Annotated in this window: 22 protein-coding genes; 8 read left to right on the top strand and 14 right to left on the bottom strand. The window is 63.0% G+C overall.

From position 1 onward, the window contains the following. The 6 genes from ACHIRB_RS09890 to ACHIRB_RS09865 form a co-directional block, all read right to left on the bottom strand. Entirely contained in the window at window positions 1-1,599 is a 1,599-nt protein-coding gene (locus ACHIRB_RS09890) for an acyl-CoA carboxylase subunit beta (RefSeq protein WP_395115602.1), read from the bottom strand. Continuing rightward, entirely contained in the window at window positions 1,596-2,753 is a 1,158-nt protein-coding gene (locus ACHIRB_RS09885; protein ID WP_395115626.1) for an acyl-CoA dehydrogenase family protein, read from the bottom strand. Before ACHIRB_RS09885 ends, ACHIRB_RS09890 begins: the two co-directional genes overlap by 4 nt. A gap of 2 nt (window positions 2,754-2,755) precedes the next feature. Then, on the bottom strand, window positions 2,756-4,471 hold the full coding sequence (locus ACHIRB_RS09880) for an acyclic terpene utilization AtuA family protein (RefSeq protein WP_395115603.1): 1,716 nt from the start codon (window positions 4,469-4,471) through the stop codon (window positions 2,756-2,758). Next, entirely contained in the window at window positions 4,468-5,277 is an 810-nt protein-coding gene (locus ACHIRB_RS09875; RefSeq protein WP_395115604.1) for a TIGR03084 family metal-binding protein, read from the bottom strand. Before ACHIRB_RS09875 ends, ACHIRB_RS09880 begins: the two co-directional genes overlap by 4 nt. Window positions 5,278-5,396: 119 nt before the next feature. Next, window positions 5,397-6,161, bottom strand: a complete 765-nt coding sequence (locus ACHIRB_RS09870) for a DUF427 domain-containing protein (RefSeq protein WP_395125947.1) — start codon at window positions 6,159-6,161, stop codon at window positions 5,397-5,399. Window positions 6,162-6,190: 29 nt separating this feature from the next. Next, the gene (locus ACHIRB_RS09865; RefSeq protein ID WP_395115606.1) at window positions 6,191-6,889 is read right to left on the bottom strand and encodes a CPBP family intramembrane glutamic endopeptidase; all 699 of its coding nucleotides are present in this window, start codon (window positions 6,887-6,889) and stop codon (window positions 6,191-6,193) included. 80 nt (window positions 6,890-6,969) lie between these two features. On the opposite strand from ACHIRB_RS09865, the gene ACHIRB_RS09860 reads away from it, so the two are divergent. Together ACHIRB_RS09860 and ACHIRB_RS09855 are read left to right on the top strand one after the other, a co-directional pair. Beyond that, window positions 6,970-7,644: an HAD family hydrolase gene (locus tag ACHIRB_RS09860; RefSeq protein WP_395125948.1), complete on the top strand. Its 675-nt coding sequence runs from the start codon at window positions 6,970-6,972 to the stop codon at window positions 7,642-7,644. A 72-nt stretch (window positions 7,645-7,716) separates the two neighbouring features. Next, window positions 7,717-8,184, top strand: a complete 468-nt coding sequence (locus ACHIRB_RS09855) for an MmcQ/YjbR family DNA-binding protein (protein WP_395115608.1) — start codon at window positions 7,717-7,719, stop codon at window positions 8,182-8,184. Window positions 8,185-8,197: 13 nt separating this feature from the next. On the opposite strand, the gene ACHIRB_RS09850 is transcribed toward ACHIRB_RS09855, so the two are convergent. Next, window positions 8,198-9,181, bottom strand: coding sequence for a glycoside hydrolase family protein (locus ACHIRB_RS09850; protein ID WP_395115609.1), 984 nt, complete (start codon window positions 9,179-9,181; stop codon window positions 8,198-8,200). A gap of 109 nt (window positions 9,182-9,290) precedes the next feature. Between ACHIRB_RS09850 and ACHIRB_RS09845 the strand changes: the two genes are divergently transcribed. Together ACHIRB_RS09845 and ACHIRB_RS09840 are read left to right on the top strand one after the other, a co-directional pair. Then, complete coding sequence (locus ACHIRB_RS09845) at window positions 9,291-10,556, top strand: RNA polymerase sigma factor (protein WP_395125949.1); 1,266 nt, start codon at window positions 9,291-9,293, stop codon at window positions 10,554-10,556. Further along, window positions 10,553-10,948, top strand: a complete 396-nt coding sequence (locus tag ACHIRB_RS09840) for a DUF1801 domain-containing protein (RefSeq protein WP_395115611.1) — start codon at window positions 10,553-10,555, stop codon at window positions 10,946-10,948. The genes ACHIRB_RS09845 and ACHIRB_RS09840 overlap by 4 nt, the downstream gene beginning before the upstream one ends. Here ACHIRB_RS09840 and ACHIRB_RS09835 read toward each other — a convergent pair. The 4 genes from ACHIRB_RS09835 to ACHIRB_RS09820 form a co-directional block, all read right to left on the bottom strand. Next, a complete protein-coding gene (locus ACHIRB_RS09835; protein WP_395127681.1) occupies window positions 10,945-12,150 on the bottom strand; it encodes a TerD family protein in 1,206 nt (401 codons plus the stop codon). The genes ACHIRB_RS09840 and ACHIRB_RS09835 overlap by 4 nt on opposite strands. Before the next feature lie 26 nt (window positions 12,151-12,176). After that, window positions 12,177-12,770 (bottom strand): TetR/AcrR family transcriptional regulator, encoded by a 594-nt coding sequence (locus ACHIRB_RS09830; protein ID WP_395115613.1) that lies wholly within the window; start codon window positions 12,768-12,770, stop codon window positions 12,177-12,179. A gap of 156 nt (window positions 12,771-12,926) precedes the next feature. Continuing rightward, complete coding sequence (locus ACHIRB_RS09825; RefSeq protein ID WP_395115614.1) at window positions 12,927-13,508, bottom strand: TetR/AcrR family transcriptional regulator; 582 nt, start codon at window positions 13,506-13,508, stop codon at window positions 12,927-12,929. Between the two features lie 31 nt (window positions 13,509-13,539). Beyond that, window positions 13,540-15,765, bottom strand: a complete 2,226-nt coding sequence (locus ACHIRB_RS09820; protein ID WP_395125951.1) for an FAD-binding oxidoreductase — start codon at window positions 15,763-15,765, stop codon at window positions 13,540-13,542. A 144-nt stretch (window positions 15,766-15,909) separates the two neighbouring features. Here ACHIRB_RS09820 and ACHIRB_RS09815 point away from each other — a divergent pair, with 144 nt between their 5' ends. The 3 genes from ACHIRB_RS09815 (at window position 15,910) to ACHIRB_RS09805 (ending at window position 18,332) form a co-directional block, all read left to right on the top strand. Continuing rightward, window positions 15,910-16,389, top strand: coding sequence for a MarR family winged helix-turn-helix transcriptional regulator (locus tag ACHIRB_RS09815; protein WP_395125952.1), 480 nt, complete (start codon window positions 15,910-15,912; stop codon window positions 16,387-16,389). 130 nt (window positions 16,390-16,519) lie between these two features. Next, entirely contained in the window at window positions 16,520-17,569 is a 1,050-nt protein-coding gene (locus ACHIRB_RS09810) for a crotonase/enoyl-CoA hydratase family protein (RefSeq protein ID WP_395125957.1), read from the top strand. A gap of 1 nt (window position 17,570) precedes the next feature. After that, window positions 17,571-18,332: a crotonase/enoyl-CoA hydratase family protein gene (locus tag ACHIRB_RS09805; RefSeq protein ID WP_395125953.1), complete on the top strand. Its 762-nt coding sequence runs from the start codon at window positions 17,571-17,573 to the stop codon at window positions 18,330-18,332. A 12-nt stretch (window positions 18,333-18,344) separates the two neighbouring features. Here ACHIRB_RS09805 and ACHIRB_RS09800 read toward each other — a convergent pair whose 3' ends face one another. Genes ACHIRB_RS09800 through ACHIRB_RS09790 form a run of 3 tightly spaced genes read right to left on the bottom strand, consistent with a single transcriptional unit; the run spans window position 18,345 to window position 21,334 of the window. After that, the gene (locus ACHIRB_RS09800; RefSeq protein WP_395125954.1) at window positions 18,345-19,415 is read right to left on the bottom strand and encodes an alpha/beta fold hydrolase; all 1,071 of its coding nucleotides are present in this window, start codon (window positions 19,413-19,415) and stop codon (window positions 18,345-18,347) included. Between the two features lie 48 nt (window positions 19,416-19,463). Then, on the bottom strand, window positions 19,464-20,285 hold the full coding sequence (locus tag ACHIRB_RS09795) for an SDR family oxidoreductase (protein ID WP_199701864.1): 822 nt from the start codon (window positions 20,283-20,285) through the stop codon (window positions 19,464-19,466). Window positions 20,286-20,332: 47 nt separating this feature from the next. Then, on the bottom strand, window positions 20,333-21,334 hold the full coding sequence (locus ACHIRB_RS09790; RefSeq protein WP_395125955.1) for an SDR family NAD(P)-dependent oxidoreductase: 1,002 nt from the start codon (window positions 21,332-21,334) through the stop codon (window positions 20,333-20,335). 193 nt (window positions 21,335-21,527) lie between these two features. On the opposite strand from ACHIRB_RS09790, the gene ACHIRB_RS09785 reads away from it, so the two are divergent. Beyond that, on the top strand, window positions 21,528-22,133 hold the full coding sequence (locus ACHIRB_RS09785; protein WP_395125956.1) for a TetR/AcrR family transcriptional regulator: 606 nt from the start codon (window positions 21,528-21,530) through the stop codon (window positions 22,131-22,133). Window positions 22,134-22,205: the final 72 nt, after the last annotated feature.

Here is a 22,205-nt window from a genome sequence, read left to right as displayed (position 1 = left end):
TCACATTCGGAAGACGCCGAAGCCCTCGGCGCCTTTGATCGGGGCATTGTGAATGGCGGAGAGGCACATTCCCAATACGGTGCGGGTGTCGCGGGGGTCGATCACGCCGTCGTCGTAGATCCGTCCGGACATGAACATCGGTAGGGATTCGGCCTCGATCTGGTTCTCGACCATGGCGCGGATGCCTGCATCTGCCTGCTCGTCGAACGGCTTGCCGCGTGCTTCGGCGGCCGCGCGGCTGACGATGGAGATGACGCCCGCAAGTTGCGCGCCACCCATGACGGCGGACTTGGCACTCGGCCAGGCGAATACGAAGCGCGGATCGAAGGCGCGACCACACATTCCGTAGTGGCCGGCGCCGTAGGACGCGCCGAGCAGTACGGAGAGATGCGGGACCGTCGAGTTCGACACCGCGTTGATCATCATGGCGCCGTGTTTGATGATGCCGCCCTGCTCGTATTCCTTGCCGACCATGTAGCCGGTTGTGTTGTGCAGGAACAACAGTGGTGTGTTGGAGCGATTGGCCAGCTGGATGAACTGCGTTGCCTTCTGTGCTTCTTCCGAGAACAACACACCGCGTGCGTTCGCGAGGATGCCGATCGGATATCCGTGCAGTTCGGCCCAGCCGGTGACGAGGCTGCCACCGTAGAGCGGCTTGAACTCGTCGAAATCGGAACCGTCGACCACGCGGGCGATGACCTCGCGTGGATCGAAGGGAACCTTCAGGTCCGACGGCACGATGCCGACCAATTCTTCGCTGTCGTAGAGCGGTTCGATGACTTCCGCGCGCGGCGCGGGTCCCTGCTTGCGCCAGTTGAGTCGCTTCACGATGGAGCGACCGATCCTGATTGCATCGGCCTCGTCGACGGCGAAGTAGTCGGCGAGACCCGATACGCGAGCGTGCATTTCGGCGCCGCCGAGCGATTCGTCGTCGGATTCCTCACCGGTCGCCATCTTGACCAGCGGCGGTCCGCCGAGGAAGACCTTGGACCGTTCCTTGATCATCACGATGTGATCGGACATGCCGGGGATGTAGGCGCCACCCGCTGTGGAGTTGCCGAAAACGAGTGCGATCGTGGGGATTCCGGCTGCCGACAGCTGGGTCAGGTCACGGAACATCTGTCCGCCGGGAACGAACACCTCCTTCTGCGTCGGCAGATCCGCGCCACCCGACTCGACCAGCGAGATCACCGGCAGCCGATTGGCCCGAACGATGTCGTTGACCCGCAGCGTTTTACGCAAAGTCCACGGGTTGGAGGTGCCGCCGCGGACGGTCGGGTCCGGCGCGACGATCATGCATTCGACGCCCTCGACGATGCCGATTCCGGCGACGACGCTGGCGCCGACGTGAAAGTCGCTGCCCCATGCCGCAAGTGGGCACAATTCAAGGAACGGCGAATCCTCGTCGACGAGCAAGTCGATACGTTCGCGAGCGGTGAGCTTGCCCCGCTTGCGATGCCGCGCCAGCTTCTCCGGTCCGCCACCGTCGATCGCCTTGGCGAATTCCCCTTCGACCTCGGCGAGCTTCGTCACCATGGCCTCGGCCGCTTCCGAGTATTCGGGCGAACTCGCATCGAGGGTGGACCGCAGTGTCGTCATGACTGGTAACCCAATCGCTTGGCTGCGAGTCCGGTGAGAATCTCCGTTGTGCCGCCACCGATTCCGATGATTCGCATGTCGCGGAACTGGCGTTCGATCTCTGAGTCGCGCATGTAGCCGAGACCACCGAACAGCTGGACTCCCTGATTCGCAACCCACTCGCCCGATTCGACGGCGGTGTTCTTCGCGAAGCACACCTCGGCGATGAGGTCGGTTTCGCCGGACGCGGCACGTTCTGCGATCGTGCGCGTGTAGACACGAGCGATGTCGATTCGGCGTGCCATTTCGGTCACCGTGTTCTGGACGGCCTGCCTGCTGATCAGTGGCCGACCGAAGGTTTCGCGGTCGCGAACCCATGCCAGGGTGAGGTCGAGGCAGCGCTGCGCGCTTGCGTAGGCCTGCGCGGCAAGCCCGACCCGTTCGCTGACGAAAGCCATTGCGATCTGGGCGAATCCGCTGTTCTCGGGGCCGACCAGGTTGCTTGCAGGCACCCGAACATCGACATAGGACAGTTCGGCGGTGTCGGAGCAGCGCCACCCCATCTTGTCGAGTTTGCGTGCCACAGTGAAGCCGGGCGTACCTGCTTCGACAACGAGCAACGACACACCGCCCGCACCGGGTCCGCCGGTACGGACCGCGGTGACGACGTAGTCGGCACGGGTCGCGGAGGTGATGTAGGTCTTGGAGCCGTTGACGATGTAGTGATCGCCGTCGAGCTTGGCCGTCGTCGTCAGATGTCCGACATCGGAGCCGCCGCCAGGCTCGGTGATCGCGAGCGATCCGATCTTCTCACCGGCAAGAGTCGGCTTGACCCAGCGTTCGATGTGGTCGGTGTTTCCCGATGCGATGATGTGCGGCACGGCGATTCCGCAGGTGAACAGCGATGCGAACAGACCGCCCGAGGCGCCGGCCTGGTGCATTTCCTCGCACACGATGGTTGCATCGATGGCGTCGCCACCGGCGCCGCCGACCGACTCCGGGAACTGGATGCCGAGAAGACCGAGTGCGCCTGCCTTCTTGTGCAGTTCGCGTGGCAGCTCGCCGTCGCGTTCCCAGGCGTCGAGATCGGGAAGGATGTCACGCTCGACGAAGCGTCGGACAGTCGAGCGAAGTTCTTGTCGCTCTGGGCTTTCCCAGACCGTGTTTGTCCACAGACTCACGCCAGTAACTCCTCGGGGATGTCGATATTGCGAGACCGCAGCCATTCTGCGAGTCCCTTTGCTTGGGGATCGAAACGAGCTTGGTAGGCAACGCCTTTGCCGAGCAGACCTTCGACGACGAAGTTGACGGCACGAAGGTTGGGCAGAACATGCCGACTCACCCGCAGCGATGCCGTTTCGGGCAACAGTCGCTGCACCTCGTCGGTCGTCAGCGTGTGCACCAACCAGCGCCATTGCTCGTCGGTCCGGACCCAGACGCCGATGTTCGCGTTGCCGCCCTTGTCACCACTGCGAGCAAGCGCGATCGTGCCGAGCGGCACATTCTTGGTTGCGCCGATGGGCAGCGGTTGCGGCAACTCGGGTTCGGGGACGTCGGCGAGGGCAAGAGTTTCTGTCGCGGACGCGATGTCGACCCTTGTTCCGTCGGCCTGCACTGCGACGTGCGGAACCTCTGCGGCGTCGACGTAGCCTGGTGTGAAAATGCCGTAGGGCGAACCGTTTCCGGGTAGGGCGGTGAAGCTGCAGCCCGGGTAGCTCGCGAGTGCGAGTTCGACGGCGACGCTGGAGAACGATCTGCCGACCTTGTTCGGATCGGGATCACGGACAACACACCGCAGCAGCGCGCTTGCCCGTTCCTCGGTATCGGCGTCCGGACGATCCAGCCGAGCAAGCGTCCAGTCGAGTTCGGCCGGTCGAACGGTCAACCACGATTCCAATTGCTTCTGTGCCAGTTCGGCTTTGGCCTCGATGTCGAGTCCGGTTAGGATGAATTCCATCTCGTTGCGGAAACCGCCGAGAGTGTTCAGCGAGACTTTGAGCTGCGGTGGGGGAGCCTCGCCGCGCACGCCGCTGACGAGTACTCGGTCCGGTCCGTCCTGGCTCAGCTGGATCGAGTCGATGCGCGCCGTAGCGTCGGGTCCCGCGTAACGGGCGCTTTGGATCTCGTACATCAACTGCGCTTCGACGGTGTCGACCGTGACTGCGCCGCCGGTGTTGTCGTGTTTGGTGATGATGCTGCTGCCGTCGCGTCGGATTTCGGCGATCGGGAAGCCGGGCCGGGTGAGGTCGGCGATTTCTTGGAAGAACGAATAGTTGCCGCCCGTCGCCTGCGTACCGCATTCGATGATGTGACCCGCGACGACCGCTCCCGCGAGTTGGTCGTAATCGGAACGGCCCCAACCGAAGTGCGCAGCTGCCGGACCTACGACGACGGACGCATCGGTGACGCGACCGGTGACAACGATGTCGGCGCCCGCATCGAGGCATTCGACGATTCCCCACGCACCGAGGTACGCATTCGCAGTGAGCGGCGAGCCGAGCCCGAGTTCGGCTGCTCGTCCGGTGAGGTCGTCGCCTTCGACATGCGCGATCGTTGCCGGAAGTCCCAGCTTGTCCGATACTTCCCGCAAGCGAACGGCAAGACCTGCCGGGTTGAGACCGCCCGCGTTGACGACGATCTGCACACCTCGGTCGAGAGCAAGACCGAGACAATCTTCGAATTGGCGAACGAAGGTTTTCGCGTAGCCGAGGCCGGCGTCCTTCATCCGGTCGCGGCCGAGGATCAACATCGTCAGTTCGGCGAGATAGTCACCGGTCAGGACGTCGAGTTCGCCGCCTTCGAGCATGTCGCGCATCGCGCTGATGCGGTCGCCGTAGAAGCCGGAACAGTTGCCGATCCTGATCAGGTCGGGGTCGGTGGCCAGTGGGCTCATGCTTGGGCGGTCTCCTGTGCGAATTGTCCTGCGGCGCGTCCGGTTCCCGGTGCACCGGCGAACGACTGAGCGATGCTCAGCCAATGTGTTGCGTCGGGTCCGACTGCCTCGACGGCGAGGTCGTCGAGGTGGCGGCGCTGAGTGACGAGCAGGCAGAAGTCGAGTGCGGGTCCGGTGACGCGCTGTGCGGCGTCTTCCGGCCCCCAGGTCCAGGTCGTGCCGTCTGGCGCAAGAAGCTCGACTCTGAACTCGTCGGACGGAGGTGTCTCGTTGTGCAAGCTGTACGCGAAGTTGCGAGCTCTGATCCCGATGTGCGCGACGTGCCGCAACCTCGCGGTGGGGGAGCGCGTCACGCCGACGGTATCGGCGACATCCTGGCCGTGTGCCCAGGTCTCCATGATGCGGGCGGTCGCCATCGACGCCGCGCTCATCGGCGGACCGAACCAGTCCAGCTTGCGGCCGGGGGTAACGCCTGCCAACGCCGTGATCAGGTCTTTTCGGCTTGCTCGCCAGCGCTCGAGCAGCTCGTCGACGGGCACGGCGGCAAGCTCCTCGGCTCCGTCGTCCACGAAGGTCGTCGGCTTTTCCCAGGCATTCTTGACGACTGCCTTGAAGCCCTCCGGATCGGTCACGGAGATGATCGAGACCTCGTCGGTCCAGGCGAGATGGGCAATCTGGTGTGCGATCGTCCACCCGACCGCGGGCGTTTCCTTGGCCCAGGTCCCGGCGTCCGCACCACTTACCAGTTCGTCGAGATCGGCGCCCTCGGCCGCCAGATCCGCCAGGACCGCGTCTAGATCTGCCACGTTGCAAACTCCTTGCCATCGTCGGTCGTAGCTAGCTTCACAGCCGACGGAGAAAAAAGCAAGCATGAGTGCTTGTTAATTTGAGGCACGACAGCAGGGCCGCACCAGGCGGCCTGCGGCTACGAGAAGTGAGTGACCGGCCGGGAGATTTCGACTCCATCCACGAAGGTGTAGACGTGTTCGTTGTAGAAGGCAACGAGGCCGGCGATGGGAAGCATTTGCCGAGTCGGAAAGTTGTACGTCCAGGCCACGTTGTGGTGCACCTTTCCGCCGATGTGCGCGGACCAGTATCCAGAAGTGATGCCCTTGTACGGGCAGCCGGTTTCCGAACCGTTCGGTAGCAACCGGTCGAAGTTGACGTCGGTTCGATCGAAGTAGTAGCGAGTGGGTAGCCCGGTCTCGAATACCAGTACGGGAGAGGATGATTCGGCCAGGACGACACCGCCGAGCTCGATTCGGACGCATCGCGACGAGCGGAGCGCATCGACGCGGGTGTAGGGGCAGCGAGGATGGACGAAAACCTCTTCGTTCTCTTCGAACCAGGAGTCCATCGCGGCCCAATCGAAACGGACCATCCCTGCGAGGCCCGCCAGGGATTGCTCCGTGAATACTCGGGCGGATGCTGGGCGCGTCACGTCGCCTACAGCCAGTCCGTGCAGGCGCGCGGTGCCGCGTCGTAGACGCTGGGTCTGCTTCTCGTCGATCAGCACGTCAGGGTCGACGTCGCGCAGCGGTAGGTAGTACTGCGGATACGACGGCCATTCCCACACGTACTTCGCGGCGGTGGTGTCGACGACGACGCGGTCGGCCAGGACCGCTCTGATTCGGCATGGCACCGGCTCGATGTGATCGACCGGTACAAGCAAGCTCGGGTAGTCGGCCATGTCCGAGGGTAGCTCGCTCGTGCTTTTGCTCAGCGAAACAGCGGTGGAAGTACCAGAACCATGACGGCCGACCAGGCAACATGGGTAAGGATCGGCGCGAGGATTCCGCCCGACGCGCGTCGCTGCAAACCGACGACAAGACCGAGCAGTACGGCAGCGAACGCGAGCATCGGGTTTCCCGTGGCGAGCGTGGCGACTGTGTAGACGACAGTGGTCACGGCTACCGGATGTGCCTTCCCTGCCGCAGCGAACAGAGCGCCCCTGAAGAAGATTTCCTCGGCAACGCCGTTGAGAAGCGTGATGAACACAATCAATGGCAACGAGCCGAGTTCCGCGTGCGCGAGCACGCTCGAGACGATGTCGCGCAGCACCGGGATCTCGCGCACGACCAGACCGCCGACGACGAAAACTCCGCCGAGGGCGAGTCCGATGACGATAGGGGTGACGATCGGCCGGCGTAGGGTTCCGAACGCGTCGATCCGGCCGGCGTGCAGTGGCCCTGACACGAAGCCACCGATGATCCACACGGCGGCGAGTCCGATAGTCAACGGATAGAACGCGAACTCACCGGGTTCGGTCGACAGCGAGACTGCAAGCAACGTCGCACCGAGGACGAGGGTGATGGCGACAACGATGCGTCGTCGACGGAAGTCGCGATCGGGCTGGTGATGATCGCGTTCGACTGGGTCGACCAACGCGGATCGGAAGACGCTGAGCAGGGTCCGCATGCCTCAACGCTACTGTGCGCTTGTGCATCGTTTCGCGGCTGCGGTGATTGCCCGGTCGTGACGGCGGGTATCCGGAAGTTATGCCAACCTCGACACCACCGCGCGCAGTGCTGTTCGACATCGACGGCACGCTCGTCGACTCCAACTACGTACACATCGCCGCCTGGTCGCGCGCCTTCGTCGAGATAGGCGTCGGCGTTGCGTCGTGGCGCGTTCATCGCTCGATCGGTATGGACGGGTCGTTGCTGATCGATTCGTTGCTCGAAGGTGAGAGTGACGACCTCAAGGAGCGCGCGCAGGAACTGCATACGAAGTACTACCGCGAAAGTTCCGGACAGTTGGCTGCGTTTGCCGGTGCACGTGACCTCGTTCGCCGGGTTGGCGCCGGAGAAGCGGTAGTGGTGTTGGCAACGTCGGCGCCGGAGGACGAGCTGGCGATGCTGCGTGAGGTTCTCGATGTCGACGAGCACGTTTCGGCAGTGACGTCGAGCGAAGACGTCGGCACCGCAAAACCACGGCCCGACATCGTTGCGGTCGCGTTGGAGAAGGCTGGCGTCGCGGCAGACGACGCGGTCTTCATCGGCGACACGATCTGGGATGCGGAGGCGTGTGTCGATGCGGGCGTTCGATTCGTCGGAGTTCGCTCCGGTGGCGTCTCGGAGGCAGAATTGCGCGACGCAGGGGCAGCCGCCGTGTACGACGACGTGGCAGACCTCCTGGATCGTCTGGACGAAAGTCTGCTCGCGAACATCTGACCAGCACATTCGAACGTGTCGGTGGGCTCGAGTAGCGTTGCTCGAAACAACAACCGCTTCCGGGGAGTGTCGGTGAAAAATCGGTCGACGGACGGGAAAGTTGCTGGTTCGGGGCCTGGCGGCGACGCTCCTGCGGGCGAAGCTCCGCACGAGATCGTCGCGAAGATCCGCGCGGCGTGTACGGCGCTACCCGATGTGATCGAAGAGCGAGCCTGGGTCGGGACTCGGTGGAAGGTCCGCAGCCACACTTTCGCGCACGTGCTTGCTGTCGACGGCGGCTGGCCGCAGGCCTATGCCAAGGCGGCAGGCAACGACGGACCGATCAACCTGGTCACCTTCCGTTCCCAAGGAATCGAACTCGACGTGCTCGGCCGGGCGGGGCATCCGTTCTTCCGTCCGGTCTGGTTTCCCAACATCGTCGGCATGATTCTCGACGAGAACTCCGATTGGGGCGAGGTCGCCGAACTGCTCACCGAGAGCTATTGCGTGCTCGCGCCGCGGAAGTTGGTCGATCTGCTCGATCGTCCACGGGTTCAGTGATCTCGCGGTCGTTCTATGCGGGCTCTCGCATCACGCCGAAATGGCGCACCGTGCCGGAGAGACCAGGCACTTCCTGCACGGGCGACCACGTTTGCAGTCCGTCCGTGCTGTCGGAGTAGAGATATTTCCCTTCCGTGTACGCATCCAGGTAGATCCGCCAGGTGCCGTTCGGCAACTGCGTGACGGCCGGGCCCTCCAGCAGGGAGCCCCAATTGCCATCCGGCACATACGAATAGGGACCGGTTACCGACGGCGCGACCGCATGCTGGATCACCTTCTTGGTCTCGTTCTTGGTGAACGCGTGATAGGTCGCTCCCACCTTGACCACGGTGGTGTCGATGTGGTCCGCGCCGATCCCGGCAAGCGGAACAGGCAGACCCCACAGTCGCAGCGATGGGTCGAGCGCCGTCATCAGATACGGCACGAACCCGCCACCGGTCGACATCGACAGGATCACACTTACGCGGTCGCCCTCGACGAACCATTCGGGTGCCCAGGCTTTGGTCGTGAACGGCGAGAGCGACGGGCCGTCCTTGAACCCGGCAGAGCCTGAGAAGAACGGATTTACAGGGCCCTTGCCATCGCCGGTACCGGGCATCAGGAAGCAGCAGAACGGGACCGGCCAGGAGCCCATGGGCGTCCAGTTGACGCGGTCGGTGCTGCGCGCGAAGCCGATATTGGCTCCGTCGACAGTTGTGTAGGTGATGTAGTACGCGCCGTCCGTGTGCCGGAAGATGCTCGGGTCACGCACAACGCCCGACTGGGGCCGATAGGCCGACAGTCGAACGGGCTGGAATTGGCTACCGTCGCTCGACTCGTACACATCCAGGTCACGGTCGCTGACGTTGCTGAAAGCGACCATCGTGTAGCGCCAGTCGGAGGGTGCTGCGTTGCTCGTCACCGGGGTCGCGACCAGCAAGCCTGCGAGAGCCAGCAGCACCGTCGAGATGACGGAGGAACAGGTACGTTTGGTCAGCGTCACCGAAGCAGTATCCATGATTTGCGGCGCACCATGCGTAACTTTGGTCGCAGGTGCAACAGTTGTTACCGAAGTTGCTCGTGACGGTGAATACGAACAGGGGATCCGACAGGCGGTGTCAGGAGCCATGGACGAGGACCTACTGCGTCGCCTGGCGCCGCAGGTACTCGGTGCCCTCGTTCGCCGATTCGGTCATTTCGACACGTCGGAGGACGCCGTGCAGGAGGCGTTGCTTGCGGCGGCGACGCAATGGCCGAGCGAAGGGATCCCCGACAACCCGCTCGGTTGGTTGATCACGGTCGCGTCGCGGCGGCTCACCGATCTGTTGCGCAGCGAACAAGCTCGCCGTCGTCGCGAAGATACGGTCGTTCAACGCGTGCTACCAGCAGATTGGCTTGCCCCCGCCGCGGACCGGCCGAATGCCGACGCCGACGACACCCTCGTGCTGCTGTTCATGTGCTGTCACCCGTCGTTGTCACCGTCGTCGCAGATCGCTTTGACGTTGAAAGCGGTCGGTGGGCTTACCGCGGGCGAGATTGCTCGTGCGTTTCTGGTGCCGGAGGCGACGATGACGCGCCGCATCACCCGCGCGAAGCAAAGCGTCAAAACGAGCGGTGTGCCCTTTCGCCTGCCGCCGCCGGCCGAGCGAGCGGAACGGCTCGGCACGGTGCTGCATGTGCTGTATCTCGTGTTCAACGAAGGTTATGCCAGTACCGCAGGCACAAGTCTTTATCGCGTCGAACTGTCGACCGAGGCGATTCGGCTGGCGCGGTTGGCGCACGCGCTGCTTCCCGACGACAGCGAGGTGACCGGTCTCCTAGCGTTGATGTTGCTCACCGACTCGCGCAGGCCGGCTCGCATCGGGCCGACAGGGGAGCTGATTCCGATGGCGGACCAGGACCGGACGTTGTGGAACTCGGACTACATAGCCGAGGGAATCGGCCTGATCACCTCCGCACTGCCACGAGGTGTGACAGGGCCGTTTCAACTGCAAGCTGCCATCGCCGCGGTGCACGACGAGGCCTCGTCGTACGAGGCGACCGACTGGCCGCAGATCGTTGCGTTGTACGAGCTGCTGCTGGGCGGTTCCGATAATCCGATGTTGGCGCTCAATCATGCGGTCGCAATGTCGATGGTGCATGGAGCCGTCGCGGGTCTGGCTCGCATCGACAAGCTCGCCGACGACAACCGAGTCGCACACGACCACCGTCTGCACGCGGTTCGAGCGCATCTGTTGGAGCAGGTCGGTGATTCCACGGGCGCGCGGGCTGCCTACCTCGCGGCGGCGGACCTGGCGACGAGCATTCCGCAACAGCGGTTCCTTCGCACCAAAGCGCAAGCAGTGCAGAAAGATTCCTGTTCCGTGCCGATTCCACGAAAGGGTAGTTCATGACCTACGAGCGTGACGAACGCGTCGACACCTACATCGACGGCTTGCCGGACTGGCAGCAAGACATCTGCCGAACAGTGCGCGACCTCGTGCATGCGACCGACCCCGAGGTCGAGGAGACGATCAAACGGACGGTCCAGCCTTATTTCGTGCTGCAGGGCAACATCTGCGCGCTCCTGGCGACGAAGGACCACGTGAACATATTTCTCTACGACGGCGGCATCGTTCCCGATCCAGACGGGATCATCACGGCAGGTCACGACAACAAGACCGCACGCACGGTCGCCTACTGGCAGGGGCAAGAAGTCGAGACCCGTGCACTCGGCGCGATGTTCGCACAGATCATTGCGAACAACCGCGCCGGTGGCTGGCGAAAGCTGAAGCGCGCACCCTAGCCCTTGCCCTTCGTTGCAACCCAATTCAGACCCCACCGGTACGCCTCGTCGACCGATTGCTTGCCCCACCGCGGTCGGCCCGCGGGTGGAAGGACGAACACACCTTCACGACGTACGACAAGCTCTCCGTTGATGTTCTCGATGACGGCGAGGACGGCGTCCCTCGACGCATCGTGGCAGTCGTTCATGCTCATTTCGATGGGCGCTGAGTTGACCGGATACAGGGTCGCAGTTGCCTCGACTCCGCGGAAATCCTCTGCGCCTTCGTATAATTCGGCGAATACGAGGATCCGTCGAAAGTGACCGGTGAAGTCGAGATTGATGTCGAGGTTCTCGCCGCTCACGTTGCCGCCGGTGCGGTCGTCCTTGTCGAGCATGATGTACGGCGCGCGGTCGAGCGCTCCGAAGTCGCCGAGCGCGTGAATGCATCCTTTGGTGCCGTCCATCAACTCCCACAGGCAGCACAGATCGAGGTCGAGATCGACTCCGCTCCTGCGCTTTCCGAACATGCCCTTCGCCGCACCCGGGCGTGCGCTCCAGTTCAGATTGACCCGCATCAGGCCGGAGGTTGCACCCTGTTTCGTCAGCGATATGGCGGGTGCGTTCTTAGTGAGGGAGATCTTGTTCATGTTCACCGGAGGTGGCGGCGCGTAGTGCTGCTGCGGGGGTGGCGGGGGTGGTTCGTCGTCGACGGAGATTCCGAAATCTGTTGCCAGACCGGCGAGTCCGGAGGCATAGCCCTGGCCGACGGCGCGAAATTTCCAGCCGCCCTGACGACGGTAGAGCTCGCCGAGTACGAAAGCGGTCTCCGTTGTAGCGCCCGTGCTGTCGAACCGTGCGACCTCTGCACCGTTGGCTGCGTCGACCACGCGCACGTAGAGGCCCGCGAACTGCCCGAAGTTGCCGCCGTCGGCCGATGCTGCGACCACGATCGTCTCGATCGCGGGTTCGATTCGATCGAGCGCGACCGACAGTGCGTCCACTACGGTCTGTCCGCGGTTCTTGCCTTCGTAGTTGACTGCACCGGATGGGTGGTTCGGCTGGTTGTAGAACACGAAGTCGTTGTCCGACCGCACTTTTCCGCCCGCGAGCAGTAGTGCGGACGCATCCGCATCCGGCACGCCCTGTCCTGATTGCCAGCCGAGTTCTACGCGGACGGCGGGAGCGTGGACAGCGACGTTCGAGCCTTTCTGCATCGTCATGACTCCAACTTAGGCGACGGTCCGACTCACCCTGCTCGAGCAGCGTGTTCGGCCAGCGTTGCCAGCGTGGACTGCAGAACCATATGCCCGGCCGCCTCGAGCGGCTCCTTGCTGCGCAGCGACCTGCTGAGAACGAAGGCGCCCTCGAGGCTCGTGATGAACCCGATCATCAGACGGCGGCGCACGTCGGCCGGAAGTCCTGTGTAGGCGATGAGGTCGGAACCGACGTCGACCCAATCGGTGAAGACGTCTGCCGTTGCGATTCGCAGGGTCTCGTCCGTGCTCGCGACTTCGAGTGCGACGGTGGCAACCGGGCACCCGTCTGCGTAGTCGGTCAGCGCAAGGCTTTCCGCTGCTCCGGCGAACGATGCTTCGATTGCGGTGGGTAGGTCTGGGCACGATTGAAAGACAGTCACGACGAGGTTGCGGTACATCACTCCCCAGGACCGGATCACCTCTTCGGTCAACTCGGCTTTGCCGCCAGGGAAGAAGTGGTAGATCGAGCCGAACGGTGCGTTGGCGGTCTGAGCGATCTGCTTGAGACCGGTGCCTGCCATACCTTGACGACGGAACAATTCGCAGGTAGCGGCGACGATTCGAGTGCGGGTATCGGCGGCCAACCTGGTGTCCTTAATGGAATTCGGGAACTGGAACACCGATTGTATGACGATCGACTGTAGAACGATCTATCGACGAGGGCGCTCCGCGCCTCGTGAGTCTTTTTGGTGGGTCCGCCCTCCGAAAAGACGCACGAGCGACGGAGCCGCCTAAGCCGCCTAAGGCGCGTCGAGGACGACCGTCGAAAGCCGCACCACGCGTTCGATCGCTACCGGACGGGGAAGTGTCGGCGCCATGGCATGCGCGACCGCGATGCGCGCCAACGAGTCGGCGAAAATGATTGCGTCACTTTCCGAGGTTCGTGGGCGTACCTGCAGGATGACGGCGGCGAGTCGATCGGTAGCGCGTTCGTTCACGACCTTCACCAGGTCGATCAGATTCGCCCGATCGCCTGCGAGAACTGTTTGTATGACGGGCTCGTCGACCATGTCGAAGAAGAGCTCGAACGCTTCGCGGAAACCCTGTTCGACGTCCGGGTTGCCGAGCACTTTCGCCGAGACGGCATCGAGCAGAATGTCGAGTCGATGCAGGATGTAGGCCTCGGCGATCGACTGTCGCGAGCCGAACTCGTTGTAGATGGTTTGTCGGCTGACGCCGGTCGCGTTGGCTACGGTCGCAACGCTGGTCGCCGCCCAGCCATCCTTTCTGATGAGCTCGTCGACGACGGTGAGGACGGACTGGCGCAGAAGAGTTTTGGCTGCCTTGGCGTAGGGGATGCGGGGCAGTGGACTTGCGATCATGATGACCTTCGCGTCGGCGGGCAGTCGGTTGCTAGAGGTCGAGTTCGATGTCGGATCGGGGAAGGCTGTTGCACACCGTGATCCGAGCGAGCTGGGCACCGGACTCGTCGAGTTGTGTTACGCCACGGAACTTTCCGGTGACGCATGCTCTGCACAAACCACGCTCGCAACCGGACGGCACGTCGATTCCGACAGAGCGGGCGGCCTCCAGCAAAGTCGTGCAACCGTCGACGTCGAGCTCGATCTCGCTGCGGCGGAACTTGACTCGGTACGAGTCGTCAGCTCCTTCGCTTGGCCGGTCGAGTGCGGGTGGGACGAAAGATTCGGTATGGAATCGAGTCTCGGGCAGCCCTAGTTCCGAGCAGAACGTCCGTGCGAGATCGATGACGGCGCCCGGCGCGCACACATAAACGTCACGTTCGGCTATATCGGGTACGAAGCGCTGCAACAGATCGGCCGAAATCCGCTCTTGCAGAATATCGTTGCGTCGAGCTGATGGCTTTTCGCCACAGAAGTTGACGACGCGGAGATTGGTGTGCGCTGCAAGATCGCGCAGTTCTCGATCGAAGATGATAGAGCGGGCATTGCGGTTGAAGTACAGCAACACCGCGTCCGTGTCGGGTGCCTCTCGCGCGATTTTGCGAATCATACTGAGAACAGGGGTGATTCCGACGCCGCCGGCGACGAAGACTGGCCGCTTCGGCAGCTCCTTCAGCACGAACGGTCCAACACTGCTTGGCGGGCCGACGAGCGTGATCCGGTGCCCCGAGCGAACCGCGCGGTTCAGGTGGTTCGACACCCGTCCGTCTTCGACCCGCTTGACGCAGATTTCGAAATGCTCCGCGCCTGCGCTGTCGTTCAACAAGCTGTACTGCCTGACCAGCGCCTCGTCGCCGACTTCGACCCGTACCGAAACGAATGCACCTGCATCCCAGGTGATGTCGTCCCAACCGCGGGGCCGCGCGATCTTGAACGACCGCGCTTGGCCGTCCGCGTGAACTTTCGACGACAGTACCTTTGCCTTGGCGTCGAAGAAGCGCGGCGCTTCGAGGTAGGGGAACTCCGGATTCAGCTTGAAACGAGCGCCGTAGGCAAGTCGTTTCACAGTGTCGAACGGTGCCCGCAGTAGTCGCAGTGGGTTGCGTCCTTCCCGCTCGCCGACTGGGAAGGCGAGTATCGCCAGCTGGCGCAAAGCGAAGGGAATCAGGTCGGCGAAGGGAAAGGTGTTGTAGGGCAGATCGTATCGAGCGCAGAGCTCACGAACGTCCTGCTGCAGCTCGCGCTGGCGGTTCGGCGGCAGGTCGGGAAAAAGATGGTGCTCCAGATGGGTATCCAGGCCACCGTAGAAGACTTCGAAGTCGGGCGGGGTCGGGTAGTCGACGTCGGCGAGCATGCTCTGCAACCACGAATCGAGGCGCGCTGAGCGGTCGAAATTGGTCGTCGCACGAATTTGCCGCTCGTAGTACTGGTCCGGGGTTTCGTCGGGACCTGGGTCGTGAAACACCTCGACGTTGGGCGTGTGATGCTCGAGCGCAACGAGCAGCAGCGTGAACCCGGTGCCGAGCGTCGTCCCAACGTGATTTCCCACCAGCGTGTGCAGAAATCGCGGACCTGCCTGCAGCGGTTCGCGGATGTAGTCCCGCCAGGCATGCTCCGCGATGACCGTCGACATTGCCTTCGCCGTCGCCGGGTGCAGAATTGGGCGGCCTTCGGTTCGGGCAGCTGAGAAGGCCGTATAGAAGCCGAAGTAGTACATATGAGACAGGAGAACGCCCGGCACCCAGGCAAGTTGGGCGACGTGATGGGCGAGCCAGTCCTGACCTGGTTGCACCCGCGCCACCATGTAGCCGAGGTCGTGGTCTTTGTCGACGATGTTGGTGAACGGGTGATGGTTCTGGTGGTGCAAGACCTTCCACTCGTTCGGATCGGCGTTGATGTCCCATTGCCAGCGATCCGAATGGAATTGTTCGTCGTCGAGGTGGTCGTAGCTGCCGTGCAGGATGTTGTGCCCGAGTTCGGAGAATTCCAGCAGCATGTGTAGCGCGTACTGCACGGCACCGCGACGAACCGAATCCGGGGTGCCGCCGTCGCGAAGAAGTTCGCGGCTGCGTTCCTTGATCGCCTGCGAGTAGGAGGCGACATTGCGAATATGTGCAAGGTCCTCGTCGCCGACCTTCGCTTTGGCACGTTCGTAGAGCTCGGTGACGGCAGCAGACAGGCCGGGTTCGATCGAGTTGTCGATGATCGAACGGGTCATTGTGGGTCCTCCGATGTCGCCGCCGTTGGCCAGTGATCGATACGCATGTTCAACGGTTTGTGGAACATACTGTTGGACAAATCGGCGTGTTTGTCAATATTGTGTTCATGGAAACCGATCATGTCAACGACAGGGAGTGGTTCAGTGGCGACAGATGCGATGTTGGTGCCCGGCTCGGCAGCCGATCACGCAATCTGCGCACTACTCAAGCTGGGGCAGGTTGCGTCCCGGCTGACCGATGATCGACTGCTCGGTCTCGGTGTGCGCGTTCGTCACTACAACGTCCTGCAGGCGTTGCAGGACAACGGCAGAATGTCGCAGGCCGACGTGGGTGCGCACTTGCGGGTCGATCCTGCGACAATCGTTGCGACACTGGATGATTTAGAAAACTTGGGGCTAGCGGCACGACACCGTCATCCCAGCGATCGCAGGCGATATCTCATCGATCTGACAGAGAAGGGCCAGATCACGCTGCCCCGGATTCGGGCGTTGCTCGATTCGGTACAGGCGGAGATGTTCGAAGCGCTGAGTCCCGATCAGTCGGTCGCGCTTGCCGATGCTCTCGCCGCCATGAATGCCGCGCAACCGCTTGCCGATCGGTACGACACCGTCCGTGGTCGCTGACGCGGCGACGCGTCTGACGAAGGATGTCGTGCCCGGCCCTTGACTCAAGAGCTGAATCGCAGTTCACTTCTTAGTGGTCGCCGAGCTGGAGCTCGCGGCCTCACGAAGAACTGCGGCAGTGAGGACAACAGTGCCCGACTACGAGCACCACTCCGGAACGCGTCCAGCGGCATGGCGCGAGGGCATCACCGAAGGCAAGGATTCGCTGTTCACGGACAGAAGCCAGCGTGATCCCGGCACCGAATACCGCACGCTCACCTACGAGGTGACCGATCGCATCGCAAGAATTACGTTCAACCGTGCCGAGCGTGGCAACGCGATCACGGCGGATACCCCGATCGAACTCGCTGCCGCCGTCGAACGCGCCGACTTGGATCCGCGGGTCCACGTGATGGTGGTCTCGGGACGTGGCAAAGGGTTCTGCGGTGGATACGACCTGTCGATCTTCGCCGAGAACAGCGCTGATCCGGAGACGGGTCAGACCTCCACCGAGGGGACTGTCCTCGATCCGATGGTGCAGGCCCGCAACCACAATCCATGGGGAACGTGGGATCCGATGGTCGACTACGCGATGATGAGCCGGTTCAATCGTGGGTTCGCCAGCCTGCTGCACGCAAACAAGCCGACTGTGGCAAAGCTGCACGGTTTCGCCATTGCGGGTGGAACCGACATCGCGTTGTACGCCGACCAGATCATTTGCGCCGACGACACGAAGATCGGCTACCCGCCGACTCGGGTATGGGGCATCCCAGCTGCGGGAATGTGGGCACACCGACTCGGAGACCAACGCGCGAAACGGTTGTTGTTCACCGGCGACTGTTTGACGGGCAAACAGGCAGAGGAGTGGGGTCTCGCGGTCGAGGCACCGCCTGCCGACCAACTCGACGAGCGGACCGAGGCACTGCTGGAACGTATTTCGCGAATGCCGATCAACCAGTTGGTAATGGCGAAGCTGGCACTCAACAGCGTGCTGCTGGCGCAGGGCGTCGCGAACTCGGCAATGATCAGCACGGTCTTCGACGGGGTCTCGCGGCACACCCGTGAGGGCTATGCGTTCCAACTACGCTCGGCCACAGTCGGTTTCCGCGAGGCCGTCCGTGAGCGCGACGAGCCGAACGGCGACTGGAAGCGAGCGCAGTTCGAAGCACGTGATACGGCGGAACCGAAAGCCGAGTCCTGACATGGCAACAACAGTTCTCGTCAGCCACGACGGCCCCGTCACAACGATCTCGATCAATCGACCTGAGGTGCGCAATGCGGTCGACCGCGCGACCGCAGACGCACTCGCCGCGGCATTCCGGGCGTTCGACGCGGACGAGGGTTCCGCCGTCGCAGTCTTTGCCGGTGAGGGTGGAACTTTCTGCGCTGGAGCCGATCTGAAGGCGATCAGTTCGGGTGGCGGCAACCGCTTCGCCCCCGACGGCGACGGCCCGATGGGGCCGACCCGCATGCGGCTCGGCAAACCGGTGATCGCAGCGATCAACGGCTTCGCCGTCGCGGGTGGTCTCGAATTCGCGCTCTGGGCAGATCTGCGAGTCGCCGAAGAGGATGCGGTGCTCGGCGTCTTCTGCCGACGCTGGGGTGTCCCGTTGATCGATGGCGGCACTGTCCGGTTGCCGCGGTTGATCGGAACCAGCGTCGCGATGGACCTGATTCTCACCGGAAGACCGGTCGATGCAGACGAAGCATTGCGAATCGGACTCATCAATCGCAAGGTTCCGAAGGGCACCGCGCTGGCGGCGGCCCAACAACTCGGGCGCGAGTTGGCCGCGCTTCCTCAGGTCTGTATGCGGCAGGATCGGCTGTCGCTGCTCGAGCAAGACGGACTCGACGAGGATCAAGCCATTCTCAACGAATTACGCCACGGCGCAATCTCTCTCGCAAACGGGACGTTCGAAGGTGCAAGTCGATTCGCGGCAGGCGCAGGGCGCCACGGAACCTAGGCGCGGAGCGCCCTAGACCTCATCGAGGAATTCGTCCAGGTAGGCCCAGGTCGATGTCTGGGCAGCCCTGCCGGTCAGCACTCCGAGATGTCCACCGGGGGCAACCCGCGAGCGCACACGTGGTGAACCCGTGAGCAGGTCGACCACCCGGTTGACCGACGCGAGCGGTGCGATGGTGTCTCCCTTTCCTGCCACGACGAGGACCGGCACGGTGACGTCGGCGAGTCGGATGATTCTGCCTGCCGACCGTTCGAGTGTGCCGTCCGCCAGATCGTTGTGCCGGAACAGACGTTGATAGATCTGTCCGAACGTGCGTGCCGGGTACGCCGTCATGTTCCGAGTGAATTCGTCGACGGCTTCCATCTGCGCGAGGAAGTCGCGATCGTGCAGGTTGGTGGCGAGGGTAAGTGGCTTCGTCAGATATCTCGTCACGCTACTGAGCTGGAATGCCCTCTGCACCATGGGCTTCGGTGCGCCGCCGAGCAATCGAGTCAGCTGTGTGAGGATGGCTCCGCCGGTCAGTTTCGCGACCGGAAGCAGTGGCGCCGCCATCGGGACCGCATGGAAATCGACTGGGCTCGCGATCGGCGTTATCGACGCGATCGGCAAGTCCGCGTGCTCGGCTGCCGTCAGCAGACAGAACACACCGCCGAGACTCCAGCTCACGAGATGCACCGGCTGCCCGCCCGCATCGGCACTGACTGCCCGAATCGCTGCGGGAAGGACGTCGTCGATCCAATGCTCCATGCCAAGGCGGCGGTCGTCGAAGGAGATCCGGCCGTAGTCGACGACGTACGTTGCCCGGCCGCCGTCGACGAGGTGCGATACCAGGCTGCACCCGCGTCGCAGATCGAAGCACGTGTCCGCGACAGCGAGCGGTGGGACGAGAAGAACGGGTCCTGATCGCACCTCTGCGGTCGGCTGATACCGATACACAGCACGCTGCGGACCGAGGTCGATCAGTGTGCGCGGGGACCGTCGCAGATCCGCGACCCCGTGGTAGAGCAATTTACTGCCGGCGTTGGCGACGGCGTCGGAGAACCGGTTGGTATCGGTCTGCGGTGCCACGAGTGCGAGAGTCATCTGAAAGTCCCTGCTGCGCTGAGTCGTTCGGTATTGGGGGCGGAGCTGCTACTTGCGTCCGGTGAAGTCGTCCATCGTCTTGTAGATTCCGAGGACGCGACCTGCGACGAAGTCGCGCACGCTTGTCGGCAGCACTTTGAAGGCCTCGCCGAGCATGACGGTCTTGGGCAGGATGACGAACGGCGAACCCTTCTTCATGTGCTTCCAGGCCTCGTCGACGACGTCCTCGGGCTTCAGGATCGGAAGCAGCGGAGCCGATTTCGCACCCTCGAACATTCCTGTGCTGATGTAGTACGGGCACACTGTGGTCACCTTGACGTGGTGGTGACCGGCCTGATCGAGTTCCAGCCGAACGGAATCGGACCACCCGACCGCTGCCCACTTGGATCCGCAGTACGACGCCATGCGGGGGTTGGCCGACAAGCCTGCGGCCGACGCGACGTTGATCAGCCGGGATTCGTTGCCCGAAGCGATCATTGCGGGAAGGAACTCGCGGGCGATGAACATCGGTGCGAGCGAATTGATCTTCATCGTGAATTCGGTGTCGCGGGCGTTGTCCGTCTCCCAGAAGTAGGAATTGCCACGGACGACACCGGCATTGTTGAACACGATGTCGGGGTCGCCGACATCGGCACGCACTGCGGCTGCTGCCTTTTCGATCTGCATACGATCGGCGACGTCGACGACGTAGGTCGTTACGCTACCGCCGGCTCCGCGGAGTCCGGCTGCGGTCTCCTCGAGGGCGGATTCGTTGATGTCCCACAGGATCACTTCGGCGGCGCGTTCCTTGACCGCGAGTTGGGCGTACATCTTGCCCATTCCCATCGCCGCGCCGGTGATGAGGACCTTCTTGCCTGCAACGTTTTTCATTGTCTTTTCTTTCGGTTCGGGTGTTCGGAATGCTGGAAGAGGTCAGGTCACCAGTGGATGCCCGGCAGCAACCGGACCATCCGCTTTGCGCCACGTGACAGCGGCTGATCGGTCAGTGCGATCGAGGCCTTGGCGATTGCCTTCGTTCGACTACTCGGCTTGCCGGCTTCGTCGGAGATCGGTGTAACACCCTGAGCGGCATGCGAATCCGGGAAGACGTCGTAGGCCTTGTTGAGGATTCGGTCGACCACGCCTGGGACAAGCGTGTAGGTGAGCTCGCCGAGCGTGCCGATCGGTGTTCCGATTTCCTTGGGGCGCTTGACGAGTGCGCGCAGCACCATTTCGCCTGCCTCGTCGGGGGAGAGTGTCGGGAACGCGTCGTACATGGATGTCGGTGCGATCATCGGAGTACGAACGAGGGGCATATGGATGGTGGTGAAGGTGACACCGTCGCCGTGGACCTCGCTCGCCGCGACGCGGCTGAATGCGTCGAGCGCGGACTTGGATGCAACGTAGGCGGCGAAGCGGGGTGTGTTGGTCTGGACGCCGATCGACGAGATGTTGACGATGTGGCCGAAGCCGTGCTGGCGCATGTGGGGGAGTAGTTCCATGATCAATCGAACTGCGCCGAAGTAGTTGAGCGCCATGGTGCGTTCGAAGTCGTGGAAGCGGTCGTGGGACAGCGCAAGAGACCGTCGAATCGAGCGTCCTGCGTTGTTGACGAGCATGTCGATCGACTCGTGCTCCGCGACGAGGGTGGCGACGAGGTTGGTGACCGATTCTGCGTCGGTGACGTCGCAGCTGTAGACGAAGGCGGTTCCGCCCGCCGCTTCGATGGTCTCCTTGACCTCGGTCAGCTTGTCGAGACTGCGGGCGACGAGGATCGGGGTGCCGCCGGCTTCGGCGATCTGGATTGCTGCTGCCGCTCCGATACCGGAGGACGCGCCGGTGATGACGACCCGTCGATTCGCCAGCGGCTTCGAGTCGGTGCCGACGATGTCGCGAACGATGGGGAGGTCGGCGATTGCGGAGAGGGTTTCGACGATCACTGTGTGGCTCCTGGCTGGCGTGGTGGACGAGCGGTGAGAGGTGGATCACGTTGCTGTTGGTACTGTGACGTACCGCCTGAAAAGAATGATGGTACGTCGGAGTACCACCTGGCAAGTGCTTGTGGCGCTTGTCTCAAAGTGCAGGTCAGCCTGCGGTACGCTGAGGTACCAGCTACACGGATGGGGAGCATGCATGAGCGAGGTCGACGAAACAGGTGTTGCGCGCGAAGCACGTCTGAGATTGGTCGAAGCGATGGCAGCGGTCGTCGCGGAGAAGGGCTACCCGGCGACGACCATCGCTGACATCGTTGCCCGCGCACGTGTCTCCAGGCGCACCTTCTACGAGGAGTTCGCAGACAAGGCAGCCTGCTTGCTCGCCTGCCACGAAATGCTCGGCCAGTACATGCTGCAGTCGATGTCGAGTGTGGAGGTCGGCACGTCGCCGTCGGAGGAATTCGTTCGAGAGTCGGTCGGGGCTCTGCTACGCACCCTCGCAGCGCACCCGAACCTCACCTACGCCTACTTTGCTGCAATGCGTTCCGCCGGTCTGACGACGTCTCCCGCACGGCGCGCGGTGCAGATCAACGTCGCGGCCCAGCTGCAACACCTCGCCGCCCAAGCCCAACAGGTCGACGACCGAATTCAGGTACCGACGCCGATGATGGCCGCAGCCGTCGTCGCGGGAATCGGTGAGCTGATCATTCGGTCGGTCGAACAACGAGCAGGCGACCTCGATGCGATCGCGCCGACGGTCGTCGACTTCGTGTCGGCGGTCCTGATGCCGCTGAACAGGTCGTAGTGCCGCTGCGCAGGTCGTGAGTCCTTTCGGAGGGCGGGGAGGCTGTTGCTGAATCGCGCGTGGCGTTGAGGT

The organism is Antrihabitans spumae, from assembly GCF_043944905.1.
Lineage (GTDB): Bacteria > Actinomycetota > Actinomycetes > Mycobacteriales > Mycobacteriaceae > Antrihabitans > Antrihabitans spumae.
Note: the sequence above shows the minus strand (reverse complement) of the source record. Positions and strands in the feature narration are given on the sequence as shown.

What these genes read in the sequence shown, in the direction of transcription:
- ACHIRB_RS09890 (WP_395115602.1), bottom strand. Translation starts at nt 1,599, where the DNA reads ATGACGACACTGCGGTCCACCCTCGATGCGAGTTCGCCCGAATACTCG.
- ACHIRB_RS09880 (WP_395115603.1), bottom strand. Translation starts at nt 4,471, where the DNA reads ATGAGCCCACTGGCCACCGACCCCGACCTGATCAGGATCGGCAACTGT.
- ACHIRB_RS09870 (WP_395125947.1), bottom strand. Translation starts at nt 6,161, where the DNA reads ATGGCCGACTACCCGAGCTTGCTTGTACCGGTCGATCACATCGAGCCG.
- ACHIRB_RS09865 (WP_395115606.1), bottom strand. Translation starts at nt 6,889, where the DNA reads ATGCGGACCCTGCTCAGCGTCTTCCGATCCGCGTTGGTCGACCCAGTC.
- ACHIRB_RS09860 (WP_395125948.1), top strand. Translation starts at nt 6,970, where the DNA reads ATGCCAACCTCGACACCACCGCGCGCAGTGCTGTTCGACATCGACGGC.
- ACHIRB_RS09850 (WP_395115609.1), bottom strand. Translation starts at nt 9,181, where the DNA reads ATGGATACTGCTTCGGTGACGCTGACCAAACGTACCTGTTCCTCCGTC.
- ACHIRB_RS09845 (WP_395125949.1), top strand. Translation starts at nt 9,291, where the DNA reads ATGGACGAGGACCTACTGCGTCGCCTGGCGCCGCAGGTACTCGGTGCC.
- ACHIRB_RS09840 (WP_395115611.1), top strand. Translation starts at nt 10,553, where the DNA reads ATGACCTACGAGCGTGACGAACGCGTCGACACCTACATCGACGGCTTG.
- ACHIRB_RS09835 (WP_395127681.1), bottom strand. Translation starts at nt 12,150, where the DNA reads ATGACGATGCAGAAAGGCTCGAACGTCGCTGTCCACGCTCCCGCCGTC.
- ACHIRB_RS09825 (WP_395115614.1), bottom strand. Translation starts at nt 13,508, where the DNA reads ATGATCGCAAGTCCACTGCCCCGCATCCCCTACGCCAAGGCAGCCAAA.
- ACHIRB_RS09820 (WP_395125951.1), bottom strand. Translation starts at nt 15,765, where the DNA reads ATGACCCGTTCGATCATCGACAACTCGATCGAACCCGGCCTGTCTGCT.
- ACHIRB_RS09805 (WP_395125953.1), top strand. Translation starts at nt 17,571, where the DNA reads ATGGCAACAACAGTTCTCGTCAGCCACGACGGCCCCGTCACAACGATC.
- ACHIRB_RS09800 (WP_395125954.1), bottom strand. Translation starts at nt 19,415, where the DNA reads ATGACTCTCGCACTCGTGGCACCGCAGACCGATACCAACCGGTTCTCC.
- ACHIRB_RS09795 (WP_199701864.1), bottom strand. Translation starts at nt 20,285, where the DNA reads ATGAAAAACGTTGCAGGCAAGAAGGTCCTCATCACCGGCGCGGCGATG.
- ACHIRB_RS09785 (WP_395125956.1), top strand. Translation starts at nt 21,528, where the DNA reads ATGAGCGAGGTCGACGAAACAGGTGTTGCGCGCGAAGCACGTCTGAGA.